This window comes from Acidovorax sp. Root568, assembly GCF_001427445.1.
Lineage (GTDB): Bacteria > Pseudomonadota > Gammaproteobacteria > Burkholderiales > Burkholderiaceae_C > Acidovorax > Acidovorax delafieldii.
In genome coordinates this window covers 275,349-289,844 of the sequence record NZ_LMGP01000017.1, presented here as the reverse complement: position 1 = coordinate 289,844, position 14,496 = coordinate 275,349, and the positions used below count along the sequence as shown (strand labels likewise).

Sequence of the window (14,496 nt, the reverse complement as noted above, 5' to 3'; positions counted from 1 at the left end):
GCGCAGCGACTCAGGGGGGGCTTCATTGAGGCGCCCACTTCACACCGACGTATACCGTGCGGCCTGCGGTGGCGTAGGTGCGGGCCAGCTGGTAGTCCTTGTCGGCCAGGTTGTCGATGCGCGCCAGCAGCGTGTAGTCGCGTGCAAGGCGGGTGCTGGCATACAGGTTGACCAGCGCGTAGCCGCCCAGCACGTTGGTATTGGCCACGGTGTCGAAGCGGCGGCCTGATGCTTGCACTTCGGCGCCCACGGTCCAACCCGCCAGGCGGGTGTCGGCGCCGAACGTGGCGTGCTGTTTGGCGCGGCGCGCCAGCTGCTTGCCAGTGTCCAGATCACGCGGGCGTTGCAGGTCAATGGAGCCATGCAATTGCACGTCGCCCACGCGGTGCGAGCCCGCAAACGTCACGCCCTTGTATTCGGCGCGGGCCGTGTTGGCGTAGCAGCCAAAGTCCGACAGGCACGTGCCTGGGCCAGAGAACGAAATCAGGTTGCTGACACGGTTGCGGAACAGCGTGGCAGAGAAGGTGCTGTTGCCCTGGGCGTAGCGCAGCGCCACTTCGGCATTGCGGCTGCTTTCGGGGCGCAGCGTGGCCACGCCATATTCGCTGAAGCGGTGGTACAGCGTGGGCGCACGGAAGGCCGTGCCCACCGACGCCGTAGCGCGCCACTGCGGGGTGATGGCGTAGCCGTAGGCCACGCTGCCAGTGCTCTTGCCACCGAACTCGCTGTCCGAGTCGTGACGCAGATTGAGCTGTACGGTGTGGCCTGCAGCGTTGTAGCCGTAGCCCAGCGCCAGCGCGTCTTGCGAGCGTTTGGCGTCGATGGGTTTGTTCTCCAGCCGATCTTCACGGCGCTCCAGGGCCGCCGTGACCAGGTGCGCGCCCTGGCGCCATTCATTCTGGAAGTAGTAGCCACGCAGGCGCGTGTCGCTCAGGTACGGCGAGGGGCGGGTTTCGTATTCGTCGCGCGAGTCGGTGATGGAAAAGCGCGTCTTGTAGGCACTGCTCCACTGCGCGATCCAGTTGAGGCCCAACGCGTGCATGGTGTGCAGGTTGCGGTCGTCCTTGCCCAGGCCGCTGTCGTAGCCGCTGTTGGTGTCGTTCAGCATGAGGGTGCCTTCGAGGCGATGCACTGCGTTCACCTGCAGGCCTACCCGCGCGTGACCTGCCGTGCTGCGGTAGCCGTCACGGTCGGGGTTCTGTCCAGCGATGGGGCGCGCGTTGAAGCCCTTGCTGTCATCACGCGCCAGTCCCAGGGCGTAGTCCAGCGTGCCGCTGGCACCACTGATCCCTGCCTCCAGCTTGGTGGTGTTATGGCTGCCAACGCCCACGCCCACGTAAGGCGCCGTGCCGTTTTCACCGCGCTTGGTGAAGATCTGCACCACGCCGCCCAGGGCGTCCGAGCCATAGACAGCACCCGCTGGACCGCGCAGCACTTCAATGCGGTCGATAAGGCCCAGCGGAATGCTCTCCCAGGGCGCGCCACCGGTGGATTGCGAGTCGATGCGCACCCCATCGATGTACACCGCAGTAAAGCGCGATTCCGCGCCACGCAGAAACACGCCAGTGGTGGTGCCAGGGCCACCGTTGCGCGAAAACTCCACACCGGGCAGACGGGCCAGCAAGTCGGCCAGACCGGTGGCGCCACTGCTTTCGATGGTTTCGCGGTCCACGATGGAGATGTCGGCCACCAGGTCGGCCAGCGGCTGCGGGGTGCGCGTGGCTGCCACCACCGTTTCAGACAACGACGGTGCGCGCAGGTTTTGCGCCAGCAGCTCGCCGGAGGCCGGGGCGGTCTGTGCAAAAGCGCCGCAGGCGCTGCCAGCCAACAGTGACAGCAGGGCCAGGCGTGGGGCGGGCAGGCGCAACGACGCCACAGGGCGCGCACGAAGGGTACGGATTTTCATGGGGATCAAGGTCAACAAACAACCCGGGCCGGCCTCCCGCCAGCATGTGGGTGATACAGCCGCGCAGCGCCAAAAAAGGGCGCACGCAGCCACCGTGTTGGCCGGTATCCGGGCTGGCGGAACACCCCCCCAATGCCTTCCCAGGCGCTTGTTCAAGGCGCCCAGTGGCTTATGGATGGAGAGAGAATCAGGTGATTCGTCCGCTGACCGTTGCGGGGGCAGCGCAGGCTGGGCGGGTACCGGTGGTACTGCGCCTCCCTGCTTCCCGTTGAACTGCGGCATGTGAACCACACCGCGAGCACCAACCTGTGGATTTTACGACCGTTTACAAGCTGCTCCCAGCGCGCCAGATCAAGCGGGCAACTCCGCACGGCACCCACGCGGCCGACAATGCACTTGTATCTGTTGCGCATTGCACACCACCGCAGCTTGGGGCCAGGGACCGCTCGGTGTCACACCGCCTACAATCCAAGGCTGTATGGCAATACCGTCCCCCACCGACCAGATCGCCGAGCGCGTGGAGCGCCTGCTGCTGCGACATGCGGAGTTGCAGCGCACCAATGCCCTGCTGGCTGATCAAGTTGCGGCACTGACGCAGGAGCGCGACTCGCTCAAATCCCGCTTGAGCGCAGCACGCGCCCGGGTGGATGCGCTGCTCGAACGCCTGCCCGCCGCCGCGCCGCTCACGAAAGAAGCCGAATGAAGCAAATCGAGGTGCAGATCCTGCAGCAAAGCTATCTGCTGACCTGCCCCGAGGGCCACGAAAGCCGCCTGCTGGACGCCGTGGAGCGCGTGGACACCGCGATGACGCGCATCCGCGATGCGGGCAAGGTCCGGGCGCGGGAACGTATCGCCGTACTGGCCGCGCTGAACCTGGCCTTCGAGATCGCCGACCGCGAAGCCGCAGACCTTGCGGCTGCAGCACAGCCCGTGGCAAGTCCATCTGCCAGTGCCAGCGCTCCCGTGGTGGGGCACCAGGAAAGCCTGCTGCCGGATACCGACCAGCAGCGTCTGCAAAGCCTGGTACAGCGTCTGGACGACGCTCTGGGCGACGACGGACGCCTTCTCTAGTCCTTGGTGTGCTAAGGCACACCGCTCCTCTTGCCCGTCCGTCACAGCCGCTTGCGGGCTTTACATCACCCAGAGCGCGCAGCGCCCGCTAGCAGCACCTACAATTGGCGGGTCTGCGAAGCTGTCGGGCTTTATATTTCCTTGAACCAATGCTCATTGAGCTCGGGCTTGGTACATCGTCCGGTGAGCGTGATCATCTCGCGTCAGATGAACCCAACGCCAGGCTGCCCTCGCCCACCTGAACCCCCGGTTCAGGATGAGAGTTCGGTGGTATTCGCAGACACCCTCTTCCCCATGCCCTGTCATTGCAAGCACCTGCTGCTGCGTCCGTGACAGGGCATTTTTCGCGGCTCTCCGCGTGCTCTGTTGTCCTTTGTTGCCTGATATCCCGCCATGCTCGATCCCTTGCTGATTGTTGAACTCGGTGTGCTCGGCCTGGCCACAGGCTTTCTAGCGGGACTCTTGGGCATTGGAGGGGGCATGCTGCTGGTGCCGTTCCTGACCTACATCCTGGGCGCTCGTCAGGTGGCGCCTGACTTGGCGGTGAAGATGGCGATTGCCACCTCCATGGCCACCATCATGTTCACCTCCATCTCCAGCGTGCGAGCCCATCACCGGCGCGGCGCCGTGCGGTGGGACATTGTCCAGCGCCTGGCGCCCGGCATTGTGCTGGGTGGTTTCATCGCCAGCCTGGGTGTGTTTGCACTGCTCAAGGGCTCGTTTTTGGCGATCTTCTTCGCGCTGTTTGTGAGCTTTTCTGCCACGCAGATGTTTCTGGACAAGAAGCCCGCGCCCACGCGCCAGATGCCGGGTGGCGCAGGCCAGGTGGCGGCAGGCGGCGTGATCGGCTTTCTGTCGGGTCTGGTCGGCGCGGGTGGCGGCTTTGTCAGCGTGCCCTTCATGACCTGGTGCAATGTGCCCATCCACAACGCGGTGGCCACCAGCGCCGCTCTGGGTTTTCCCATCGCGCTGGCCAACGTGATCGGCTACGCCATTGGCGGACAGAACGTGAGCGGCTTGCCACCGGCATCGCTGGGCTATATCTGGCTGCCGGCACTGGGAGTGATTGCCAGCTGCAGCGTGCTGACGGCCCCGCTGGGAGCCAAGGCGGCGCACAATCTTCCCGTCAAGCAGCTCAAGCGCGTGTTTGCCTCGTTGCTGTTTGGCCTGGCAGCCTACATGCTGTGGAAGGGCGTTTCGGCCGTATAAGGCCGACACAGAGGCGGACTCTCGGCCGTCTACCGAGCCGCAGCCTCCGGTCGCTGAGCGCTGGAGCTTCAGGTGCTCAGCGGTCGGTGACGCCCCTGGGCCTTCAGCGGCAGGGGTTGGCTCAGCATGGCGCGGAACTGGTCTGCCGGCAGCCCCGGTGCACACAAAAAGCCCTGGTAGTGCTCGCACTGCATTTGCTGCAGCACCGCCTGCTGGGTTTCAGTCTCCACCCCTTCGGCCACCACTTCGATGTGCATGGCGCGGCCCATGCTGATGATGGCACTGACAATGGCACGGTCGCCGTCGTCGTCGGGCAGGCCGCGCACAAAGGACTGGTCGATCTTCAGCTTGTGAATGGGTAGTTTCTTGAGATAGGCCAGGCTCGAATAGCCGGTGCCGAAATCGTCGATCGCCAGGCCAATGCCCAGGTCGGCCAGCACGCGCAGGCGCTGCTCCATCTCCTGTGCGTCCTGCAGCAGGATGGTTTCTGTCAGTTCCAGCTCCAGCAACGTCGGTGGCAGCTGATGCACCGCCAGCAGGCGCGTGATGCGATCCACAAAATCGGGCTGGCGAAACTCCAGCGCAGACACGTTCACGGAAATCATGATGGGCGTACCGCTGTGCATCCACAGGGCGGCCTCGCGCACCGCTTGCTCCATCACCCAGGCGCCCAGCGTCACGATGTAACCTGATTCTTCGGCCAAGGGAATGAACACTGCGGGCGACACGGCGCCGAACTCTGCATCCGTCCAGCGCAAAAGCGCCTCGGCGCCGGTGATGCGCCCGGTCGCCATATTGACCTGAGGCTGGTAGTGCACGGCCATGCGCTGCAGACCCAGCGCCTGGCGCATCGCATGTTCCATCTGCATGCGCGCAAGCAGGTTGGCGTTCATCTGCGGCTGGTAGAAGCCATAACTGCCGCGCCCACGCTCCTTGACGCGGTACATCGCGGTGTCGGACTGCTTGATGAGGTCGTCCAGCGTAGCGCCATCTTGCGGGTACAGCGCAATACCGATGCTGCACTGGATCGAAAAGCCCATGCTGTCGAGCATGAAGGGCTTGAGCATGTCGTCCAGAATCCGGCGCGCCACGCTCTCCGCAACGGATGCGTCGCCACCGTGCAGGTAGATGACAAATTCATCCCCCCCCAGGCGGCACAGCATGTCGGTTTGCCGCAAACAGGTCTGCAGACGCTCGGCCACCAATTGCAGCACCCGGTCCCCAAAGGGGTGCCCCAGAGAGTCATTGATGATCTTGAATCGGTCCATGTCCAAAAACAGGATCGCAAAGCCGGTGTCGCTCTGGCGTGCTCCCTGGATGGCGGTATCCACCCGCTGAGACAGCAGCAGGCGGTTGGGCAGACCGGTAAGGGCATCGCTGTAGGCCAGCTCTTCGATTCGCTTTTGTGCGGCATGCTGCAGTGTGAGGTCGCGCATGAAGCCAATGCTTTGCACCAGCCGCCCTTCATCATCCCGCAGGGCCACCCAGGACAACTGGACAGCACAATACGCGCCGTTGTCACGGGGCAGCCACAACTCGCCTTCCCAGAAGCCATCCTGCGCCCAGCCCTGCAGGACCTGCTCCATAAACGAGGCATCCGAGCCACCGCCAAAGAGCGAGGCCGCCACACAGCCTTCAAAACCCTTGGCCGTGGGCCCCACGAGCCGCTCACACCCCGGGTTCATGCGCATGATGCGGTGCTGGCTGTCTGCGATGAAGATCGCATCCAGACTGGACTCGAACACGCGCGCGGCCAGGCGAAGGCTGGCCTGGATCTCGGTCTGGCGGGTGATGTCCCGGAACGAATACACCCGGCCCACCGCACGGCCCTGGCTGAACTGCGGCACCGTGCGCATCTCCAGCACCACACCATTGCGCAACTCGACGATGTCGGTGCTCTCTTGCGTCGGCTCGCGGTCGATGGCTGCCAAGCGTTCGGCATACAAACGGGCGTCTGCCACCTGATCCGCCATGAAGGCGTATACCGCAGCATCGTCACGCTCTACCAGCAGCTGGCGCGGCAGGTTCCACAGTTGCGCCAGGCGCTGGTTGAATGCCCGCACACCGCCGTCCAGTCCACACACCAGCATGCCGTCGGCAGCGGAATCCAGAGTGGCACGCAACTCAGAGAGCAATGTCTCCAACTCGCGCTCGGTGGTCTCCTGGCGGCTGCGGTCCAGCATGGTCAGCAGCAGCACACTGGTGCCACTCGCCCCCCAAGGCACTCGCCGGACGCAACGCTGCACCGGTACCAGACTGCCATCGGCACGCAGCAAACTGGTGTGGGCAGGAACGCCTTGGGCAATCACATCGGCCGGCTCGGACCAGAACGCCAGCTCCTGAGGCGTGCTGGCCAGATCCAGCACAGACCGCCCCTGCATGTCGGCGGCAGACAGCCCTGTCAGACGCTCGGCGCCTGCGTTGGCTTGCAGAATGTGCTGGCTTGTCTCATCCAGCAGCCACACGGCCTCCTGCAGGCCATCCAGCCATCCGAGCGATTGCAAGTCGTTCACGCCGAGGCCTCGTCAGGGCCGGGACTGACCGCTCGCTCAAAAAAGTAACAGATCCGCTGTCGAGGCGACAGGTAGTCCAGCGCGTCACGCGGGAGCTGCGCGGGCTTGAGGCTGCGCCGTATGCCCAGTTCAGGTACGGTTTCCAGATCCAGTATCGGCGCTTCATCCTTCGGTACGCGCGGATCGTGCACGATAACCTTGGGCCGCAGGGGCCGCGACGAGTTGACCGATGCCACGATGGCATACCGGTCGTTGACCAACTGCACGATGGAGCCGGGCGGGTACACCCCCATCATGCGAATGAAAGCCCCCAGGACCACCGAATCAAACCGCGCCTTGAGCTGGGCAAAGATGACGGATAGCGCCTCATGCGGCGTCAGCGCCGTCACACCCATGGCCGGGTTGCACATCCGGTCGTATTGATTGACCAGTGCCAGGACCTGGCTCATGCGCCCCAGGTCAGGCCCCTTCAAGCGTTGGGGAAACCCGCTGCCGTCACACATCTCGTGGTGCCGGGCCACTGCAGTCAGCACCGCATCGGCAAACCCCATGCGTTTGGCCAAGGCCACGGATTCCACCACGTGGGTCTCGTAGCGCGTGCGCTCCATGGGGATCATGGAGGGCGTAGGCTGACGCAGATTGGGCGGCAGCTTGAGCTTGCCGATGTCATGGATCAACGCGGCAACACCCAGATCGTGCAGCTCCTCGCTTTTCATGCCCAGGGACCGACCCAGCAGCAGCGATATCACCATCACATTGATCGGATGCAATCCGTTGCGCTCGCCCACCCCCTCAGACAGCAGCCGAATGACGGAGTCGCCGTTTTCCAGCAGTTCGGTAACACACCCCGAAACCAGTGCCTCCCCCTTGGCCCTGGCTTGGTCCGGGTGCTCTGACACCGTGCGCTCCATGGACTGGTACTGCCGCGTGGCTTCCGAGAAACGCTGGTTGCAGGCGGCCAAGGCCCGGTTTTGCGCTTCCAGCAACTCACGGCGACGCTGTGCTTCGGGGTCCACGACAGTGGTCGTGCCAGACGCGGGCGCATCCAGGCCGTTGGGCGGCGGCACTGTCATTTCAGGCACGCTCCAGGCGGCCGGCACCAGCTCCTGGAGTTCAGGATCGCTCTTCTTGGGGACGTAACGCACCTCGGTCAGTCCCAGCTCCCGCAAGGTGGTGATCTGATCCGACGACGCCACCCGAAAACTGCTGGTCGGGAACGGATGATGCATCCAGCCCACGTCGAGCTGGATGTACATGCCGACACGCAGTTGGCTGATGTCGATGAGGATGGATGAGTTCACGTCAGGCGCACGATACATGGCGACATCAATGCCACCAATAGTTACGCAGATTATCACCAGTTCCAGTGACGTGGCGAAGAACCGACAGGCCGCGCAGCGATCCGGCAACACTTGACTGAAAGCGGGCCTGGCTGGACCGCCCCAGTCCCCGCGACAAAGGCATCGCCCACCTTCCAGCCCCGGGGCGACTGGGGTGATTTGGACGGATCAGCGCCGCGCGCTCAGCGGCACCAGAGCGACGGCTTGTAAATGAGATCCATCCACAGCGCCCAGGCTGCTACCGCGCAAAGCATGGCGCCTGCGGCCCTTGTGCCCCACTGCGCCCGCGCGAGATTCAGGCGGTTGCGAAGGCTGCTCCAAGCCCAGGGGCCGCCCACCAGCCACACCCCGCTGCCCACTGCAAACAGCGCCATGGTGAGGGCCCCCTCCAGCGCCCCCCCGCTGAGCGCCGCGACCAACAGGGCCGAATAGAGCAGTCCACAAGGCATCAGGGCCCACAGAACCCCGGCCGCCATCACTCCGCCCGGAGCCCCGACCAGCGGACGAACACGCGCCCACACGGAGCGGCCCGCCTGCTCCACCCACGCAGGCTGCCGCGACTGCACCATCATCATGAGCCCCCAGGCCATCACCGCCACATGCATGAGTGTCCAGGCGGGACGCAGCGCGCTAGTCTGCTGGGTCAGCCATGCCAGACTGTCCATGGCCAAGGCCGCCAGTGCACCTGCGCTGGCATACCCCACCAGGCGCCCTGCGTGAAAGGCCATGGTGCGCTGCAGCGCACCGCCACGCGGCGCCCAGCGCACCTCCTGCTCCACACCACCGTCCGCCTGTGGTGCGCCGCCCTGCCGCACCAATGCTCCGCACGGCGCGGAACACATGGCCAAGCAATGGGACCCGCCAGCGAGTCCCATGAGCAAAGCAGTCCAGCCAACAGTGGCAAGCATAGGTGTCAGATGATGCGCGAAAACCGGGCGCGGTTGCGGTCCGCCTGCAGATAACGGTCAAAAACCATGGCGATACCGCGCACGAAGAACCACCCGGTGGCGGTCACTTCAATGCCCTCCGGACCCACCCGTACCAACCCCTGCTCCTGCATACCCTCCAGCTGCGCCAACTCTGCTGCGAAGTACTGGCGGAAATCGATCAGCCACGCCTGCTCCATCGGCTCGAACAGCAGCTCGCCCTGGCACATCAGGGCCATGATGGCCGCGCGGCGCACCAGGTCGTCGCGGGTCAGGGCCAGCCCGCGGACCACAGGCAGCCGCCCTTGGTCCAGGAAGTCGTAGTACTCGTCCAGCGTCTTGGAGTTCTGGCTGTAAGTCGCCCCTACCCGGCCGATGGCCGATACGCCCAGCCCAATCAGGTCGCAGTCTGGCTGCGTGCTGTAGCCCTGGAAGTTGCGGTGCAAGCGTCCCTGGCGCTTGGCCACAGCCAGTGCGTCGGTAGGCAGAGCAAAGTGGTCCATGCCCACATAGACATACCCAGCGTCCATGAACGCATCGAGTGAGCGCGAGAGCATGGACAGCTTGCTCGCGCCTGTGGGCAATTCGGCGGAGATGATGCGACGCTGTGGCTTGAAACGCTCCGGCAAGTGTGCATAGGCATACAACGCAATGCGGTCAGGCCGCAGCTGCGCCACCTGCGCCAGCGTGCGGTCAAAAGACTCTGGCGTCTGGCGCGGCAGGCCGTAGATCAGGTCCACGTTCACCGAATCAAATCCCAGCGAGCGGGCGGACTCCACCAGTGCAAAAACCTGCTCTGCAGGCTGAATGCGGTGCACGGCCTTTTGCACTTCGGCATCAAAGTCCTGCACGCCAAAACTCAGGCGGTTAAAGCCCAATTCAGCCAGGAGCGCCAGACGCTCAGAGTTGACCGTGCGCGGATCCACTTCGATCGAGTATTCGCCACCGGGCGCCAGCGTGAAGCTGCGCTTGAGCATGGCCATCAGCTCCCGCAAGCCCGCATCTGAGAGGAAGGTGGGCGTGCCACCGCCCAGGTGCAATTGACTCACCACCTGTCCTACGCCACAGTGCGCGGTGTGCAGGTCGATCTCGCGGCTCAGGTAGCGCAAGTAGACCTCGGCGCGGTCATGGTGTTTGGTGATGATCTTGTTGCAGGCGCAGTAGTAGCACAGGGATTCGCAAAACGGGATGTGCACGTACAGGGACAGCGGCATGGCCTTGGCCAGCGTGCCCGAACGGCGCTGTTGCAGCGCCAGCACATAATCTTCCTGACCGAAGGCCTCCACAAATCGGTCGGCCGTTGGATAGGACGTATAACGGGGCCCTGGCACGTCAAAGCGGCGCAGAAGATCTGGCGAAACAGCAGTCATGGGGAAATTTCCTTGCGTACACCTTGACTGTGCCGTAGGCTCCGGGACATGTCCTTGACCTGCATCAAGTGAACCAACAAGCGATACGGCGACAATTTGATGAAGGTCAGCCGCTCGCCCGCGCCCTGTATTCAGGTTCGTGTACGGCAAGCACGATATGCTCGACCAACAACCCAAGTCCATGTGCCTATGAACCCGCTCACCATCAAAGTCGCCTGCTCCAACTGCAACCTCCGCGAGCTGTGCATGCCCGTGGGCTTGAACGAAGAGCAGCTCCAGCGCATTGACGAGGTGGTTGCCGTCCGTCGCAAAGTCAAACGCGGAGGCACGCTGTTTCGCAATGGCGAGTCCTTCACGTCCCTGTATGCCATCCGCACCGGGTTCTTCAAGACCTGCGTGGCCACGGAAGACGGTCGCGACCAGGTCACGGGCTTTCAGATGGCGGGCGAGATCATCGGGCTCGACGGCATCGTCAATGACCACCATACCTGTGATGCGGTGGCACTTGAAGATGCTGAAGTGTGTGTCATGCCTTTCGACCGCATTGAAGAGCTGTCACGCGAAGTCACAGCCCTGCAGCACCACGTGCACAAGATCATGAGTCGCGAGATCGTGCGCGAGCACGGCGTGATGTTGCTGCTGGGCAGCATGCGTGCCGAGGAACGCCTGGCCGCCTTTTTGCTGAACCTGGTGCAGCGCCTGCATGCACGGGGCTTCTCGCAGTCGGAACTGGTGTTGCGCATGACGCGCGAAGAAATCGGCAGCTACCTCGGCCTCAAACTCGAAACGGTCAGCCGGACCTTCTCCAAGTTTGTGGAAGAAGGGATCGTGGAAGTCAAACAGCGCCATGTGCGCATCCTCGACACCGATGCCCTGCGACGCATTGTGAACAGCCAGCAGACCTGCCACTGACGACACTGACACTGAGCCACTTCCACGCAGAGGGTCGGTTCAGCACAAAGTACAACCATCTCTTGCGAAACGGCATGCATTGCATGCCCAGACAAGCAGGCGAAAAGGGCTCAGGGGCAGGACGATGTCTTGCGGCAATCGTCGGGGCGCTCCCCATCGGGCACCGGGCACCGGTTGACCTCGAACGGAGACATGGACAGCAGTGTCGTCAATGCGCTCGTTGCCATGGTGATGGCCCAAAACACAAAAAATGCGAGGGTGTACACCCCTTGCCGTGACAGCGCCAGGGGCTGGCCGAACCAGTGCAGGTCCTGGGGGTCCACCATGGCAAAAACCAGCATCTCCAGCACGCCCGCCATCAAGAAGGCGGGCCATGCAATCCACATCAGGCGTTGCGTCCACATATCGGTTCTGTCTCCTGGTGCTGCCTGGGGTCGCTGGGGGCAGCGACCGGAGGGTTGTCAGCGTGGTTGGTCTTGCACAGGGGTGGCCGCATGGTTGCGGGCCTTGAGGGCCGGTGCCAGGCTTTTCTCCGGCGCCACCAAGGTCTTGTTGATCTCAATGCCCTGGCGGTAGTAATCCTCGGCCACCACCGGGTCAGGCCGAGAAATCGCCAGCCACAGCGTCACAAAGCCAGCCACGATCACGATGGCAGGCCCGGCAATCACCAGCCACACATGGCCGAACTTCCACCAGGGCACGGGAACTGCCGGTGTAGCGATGGCAGGGTTTGAAGACATGGTGCTCTACTCCTCAACAATATCGGTCAAAGTGCGACCCTGAAAGGCCCCACCGGGATGCCGCTCAACGCGGCACAAGAAACACGGATTTTTCCGTCACGTGGGCAGCTGCCCCTACGGCCTGCACGTCAAACTGAACCGCATGCGAGCCCGACGTGGCGGAACCGTACGGAATCTGCAAACGCACGGCCACCCAGCGCGACTCTGCTGCGCCAATATCCACTTCGACCTCGGAGGCCACCTCCAGCCCCTCCAGTCCACGCGCACTGATGCGGTAGCGCTGTTCGCCCTCCGTGGCATTCATGATCTGCAGCCGGTAAATATTCTCCAGTTTGCCCCCCGCCACAATGCGCGAGAGCGCGGCCCGGTCACGCACGACATCCACCTTCAGCGGCGTGCGCACCACCAGGCTGGCCAGCATGGCAACGCACAGTGCTACCAGCACGGCGGTGTAGATCAGCACACGGGGACGCAACACGCGACGCAGCATCTGGGACTGCGTCCAGCGCTTGGCCACGCCGTTCTGGGTGGAATAGCGGATCAGGCCACGCGGGTACTGCATCTTGTCCATCACCGTATTGCAGGCGTCCACACACAACCCGCAACCAATGCACTCATATTGCAAGCCCTTGCGGATATCGATGCCCACCGGACAGACCTGCACACACAGCGAGCAGTCAATGCAGTCGCCAAGCCCCTGGGCCTTGTAGTCAATGTTCTTCTTGCGCGGGCCGCGCTGCTCGCCACGCTCAGGGTCGTAGGTGACGATGAGCGTGTCTTTATCAAACATTGCGCTCTGAAAGCGCGCATAGGGGCACATGTACTTGCAGACCTGCTCGCGCATGAAGCCTGCGTTGCCGTAGGTGGCAAAACCGTAGAACAGCACCCAGAAAATCTGCCAGCCGCCTTCAAACGCCAGCAGCTCGCTGCCCAGTTCGCGGATGGGCACGAAGTACCCTACGAAAGTGAACCCGGTCCACAGGGCCACGGCGATCCACACCACCTGCTTGAGAAATTTTTTGCGGATCTTCTCGAACGTCCAGGGACCGTTGTCCAGACGGAGGCGGGCACTGCGATCGCCTTCGATCTTGTGCTCGATCCACATGAACATTTCGGTGTACACCGTCTGCGGACAGGCAAAGCCACACCACAGGCGCCCTGCCACGGCGGTGAAAAGGAACAGCGACAGCGCCGAAATGATCAGAAGGCCGGTGAGATAGATGAAATCCTGCGGATAGAGCACCAGGCCAAAGATGTAGAACCTGCGAGCCCCGAGATCAAACAGCACCATCTGGCGCTGGCCCCATTCAAACCACGGCAGCCCGTAAAACACCAGCTGCGTCAAAAGCACCATGCCCCAACGCCAGCGCGCAAACAATCCGCTGATCGAGCGCGGGTAGATCTTCTTTTGCGCTTCGTACAGCGAGATGATCTCGCCCGCAGAGGACGCATCGGCGGCGACTGGCGTAATCGGGATGACCTTGCGAGCAGGCTCGCTGGGTGTGCTCATGGTGTCGCTTTATGAACGGAGGACAGGCTTACTTTGAAAAGGAAACCCGGGCACAGTGCCTCAAGCACCGCCCGGTGGACATATCAACGTGCAGCCACCTGCTTGTTCGACAGGCCCCACACATAGGCAGAGAGTACGCCGATCTGCGCCTCGGTCAACTTCTCGGCTTGTGCAGGCATCTGGTTGACCTTTCCGTTGTTGATCATGGCCGTGATGGCAGCCTCGCCCCAGCCATGCAGCCAGATATCGTCGGTCAGATTGGGTGCACCCAGTGCCTGGTTGCCCTTGCCATCCATGCCGTGGCAGGCCGCGCAAGCCGCAAATTTGGACTTGCCCAGCGATGCACGCAGCGAGTCGTGCGGGCTACCCGACAGGCTCAACACGTAATGCGACAGGTTGCGCACGTCTTCTGGGGTGCCCACGGCCGCTGCCATGGGAGGCATGTTGCCGATGCGGCCCTTCTCCAGCGTCTCGCGGATCTTTTCGGGTGTGCCGCCATGCAGCCAGTCGTTGTCCGTCAGGTTCGGGAAGCCCTTGCTGCCGCGTGCATCCGAGCCGTGGCACTGCGCGCAGTTGTTCATGAACAAGCGCTCGCCAATGGCATGGGCCTGCGGGTCCTTGGCCACGTCTTCGGGCTTCATGGATACAAAGCGGGCATACAGGGGCTCCAGCTCCGTCTTGGCCTTGGCCATCTCGGCTTCGTACTCCCCCTTTTGCGTCCAGTTGAGCTTGCCGGTAAAGCTGCCCAGACCTGGGTAGGCAGCCAGGTAGCCCAGGCCAAAGACGATGGTGATGACGAACAGCCACACCCACCAGCGCGGCAGGGGGTTGTTCATTTCAACCAGGTCCTCGTCCCAGACGTGGCCGGTGGTGTTGTCGGAGGTGGCAACCACCTTCTTGCGGCCTGCCATCCAAAGCAGGATGCCGCAGGCGATGATGCCGACCAGGGTCAGCGTGGTCACAAAGACCGACCAGAAATTGCTGGTGAAGTCACTCATG

13 protein-coding genes and 1 riboswitch are annotated in these 14,496 nt (G+C 63.2%); of the genes, 4 read left to right on the top strand and 9 right to left on the bottom strand.

The genetic code is table 11. The annotated features are described in order from the left end of the window. Positions 1-22: 22 nt before the first annotated feature. Complete coding sequence (locus tag ASD75_RS17530) at positions 23-1,906, bottom strand: TonB-dependent receptor domain-containing protein (RefSeq protein ID WP_056747158.1); 1,884 nt, start codon at positions 1,904-1,906, stop codon at positions 23-25. A gap of 81 nt (positions 1,907-1,987) precedes the next feature. Further along, positions 1,988-2,227, bottom strand: a riboswitch (cobalamin riboswitch). A 157-nt stretch (positions 2,228-2,384) separates the two neighbouring features. On the opposite strand from ASD75_RS17530, the gene ASD75_RS17525 reads away from it, so the two are divergent. From ASD75_RS17525 to ASD75_RS17515, 3 genes are all read left to right on the top strand, one after another. Further along, complete coding sequence (locus ASD75_RS17525) at positions 2,385-2,609, top strand: hypothetical protein (protein ID WP_015014799.1); 225 nt, start codon at positions 2,385-2,387, stop codon at positions 2,607-2,609. Further along, a complete protein-coding gene (locus tag ASD75_RS17520; protein ID WP_056064363.1) occupies positions 2,606-2,977 on the top strand; it encodes a cell division protein ZapA in 372 nt (123 codons plus the stop codon). The genes ASD75_RS17525 and ASD75_RS17520 overlap by 4 nt, the downstream gene beginning before the upstream one ends. A gap of 393 nt (positions 2,978-3,370) precedes the next feature. Beyond that, a complete protein-coding gene (locus ASD75_RS17515) occupies positions 3,371-4,186 on the top strand; it encodes a sulfite exporter TauE/SafE family protein (RefSeq protein WP_056747157.1) in 816 nt (271 codons plus the stop codon). A 68-nt stretch (positions 4,187-4,254) separates the two neighbouring features. On the opposite strand, the gene ASD75_RS17510 is transcribed toward ASD75_RS17515, so the two are convergent. From ASD75_RS17510 to hemN, 4 genes are all read right to left on the bottom strand, one after another. Then, positions 4,255-6,699, bottom strand: a complete 2,445-nt coding sequence (locus ASD75_RS17510; protein ID WP_056747156.1) for a bifunctional diguanylate cyclase/phosphodiesterase — start codon at positions 6,697-6,699, stop codon at positions 4,255-4,257. Next, positions 6,696-8,000: an HD-GYP domain-containing protein gene (locus tag ASD75_RS17505; RefSeq protein WP_235511648.1), complete on the bottom strand. Its 1,305-nt coding sequence runs from the start codon at positions 7,998-8,000 to the stop codon at positions 6,696-6,698. The genes ASD75_RS17510 and ASD75_RS17505 overlap by 4 nt, the downstream gene beginning before the upstream one ends. A 221-nt stretch (positions 8,001-8,221) precedes the next feature. Beyond that, on the bottom strand, positions 8,222-8,947 hold the full coding sequence (locus ASD75_RS17500; RefSeq protein ID WP_056064375.1) for a sulfite exporter TauE/SafE family protein: 726 nt from the start codon (positions 8,945-8,947) through the stop codon (positions 8,222-8,224). Positions 8,948-8,952: 5 nt separating this feature from the next. Beyond that, on the bottom strand, positions 8,953-10,335 hold the full coding sequence (gene hemN, locus ASD75_RS17495; protein ID WP_056064378.1) for an oxygen-independent coproporphyrinogen III oxidase: 1,383 nt from the start codon (positions 10,333-10,335) through the stop codon (positions 8,953-8,955). A 189-nt stretch (positions 10,336-10,524) separates the two neighbouring features. Here hemN and fnr point away from each other — a divergent pair, with 189 nt between their 5' ends. Beyond that, the gene (gene fnr / locus ASD75_RS17490) at positions 10,525-11,247 is read left to right on the top strand and encodes a fumarate/nitrate reduction transcriptional regulator Fnr (protein WP_015014806.1); all 723 of its coding nucleotides are present in this window, start codon (positions 10,525-10,527) and stop codon (positions 11,245-11,247) included. Between the two features lie 110 nt (positions 11,248-11,357). On the opposite strand, the gene ASD75_RS17485 is transcribed toward fnr, so the two are convergent. The 4 genes from ASD75_RS17485 to ccoP form a co-directional block, all read right to left on the bottom strand. Further along, the gene (locus ASD75_RS17485) at positions 11,358-11,651 is read right to left on the bottom strand and encodes a hypothetical protein (protein WP_056064380.1); all 294 of its coding nucleotides are present in this window, start codon (positions 11,649-11,651) and stop codon (positions 11,358-11,360) included. Positions 11,652-11,708: 57 nt separating this feature from the next. Further along, positions 11,709-11,987: a FixH family protein gene (locus ASD75_RS17480; protein WP_056064383.1), complete on the bottom strand. Its 279-nt coding sequence runs from the start codon at positions 11,985-11,987 to the stop codon at positions 11,709-11,711. Positions 11,988-12,051: 64 nt separating this feature from the next. Beyond that, the gene (gene ccoG / locus ASD75_RS17475; RefSeq protein ID WP_056064386.1) at positions 12,052-13,497 is read right to left on the bottom strand and encodes a cytochrome c oxidase accessory protein CcoG; all 1,446 of its coding nucleotides are present in this window, start codon (positions 13,495-13,497) and stop codon (positions 12,052-12,054) included. Between the two features lie 83 nt (positions 13,498-13,580). After that, positions 13,581-14,495 carry a cytochrome-c oxidase, cbb3-type subunit III gene (gene ccoP, locus ASD75_RS17470; protein WP_056064389.1) on the bottom strand — a complete coding sequence of 305 codons (915 nt, stop codon included), beginning with the start codon at positions 14,493-14,495 and terminating at the stop codon, positions 13,581-13,583. Between the last annotated feature and the right edge of the window lies 1 nt (position 14,496).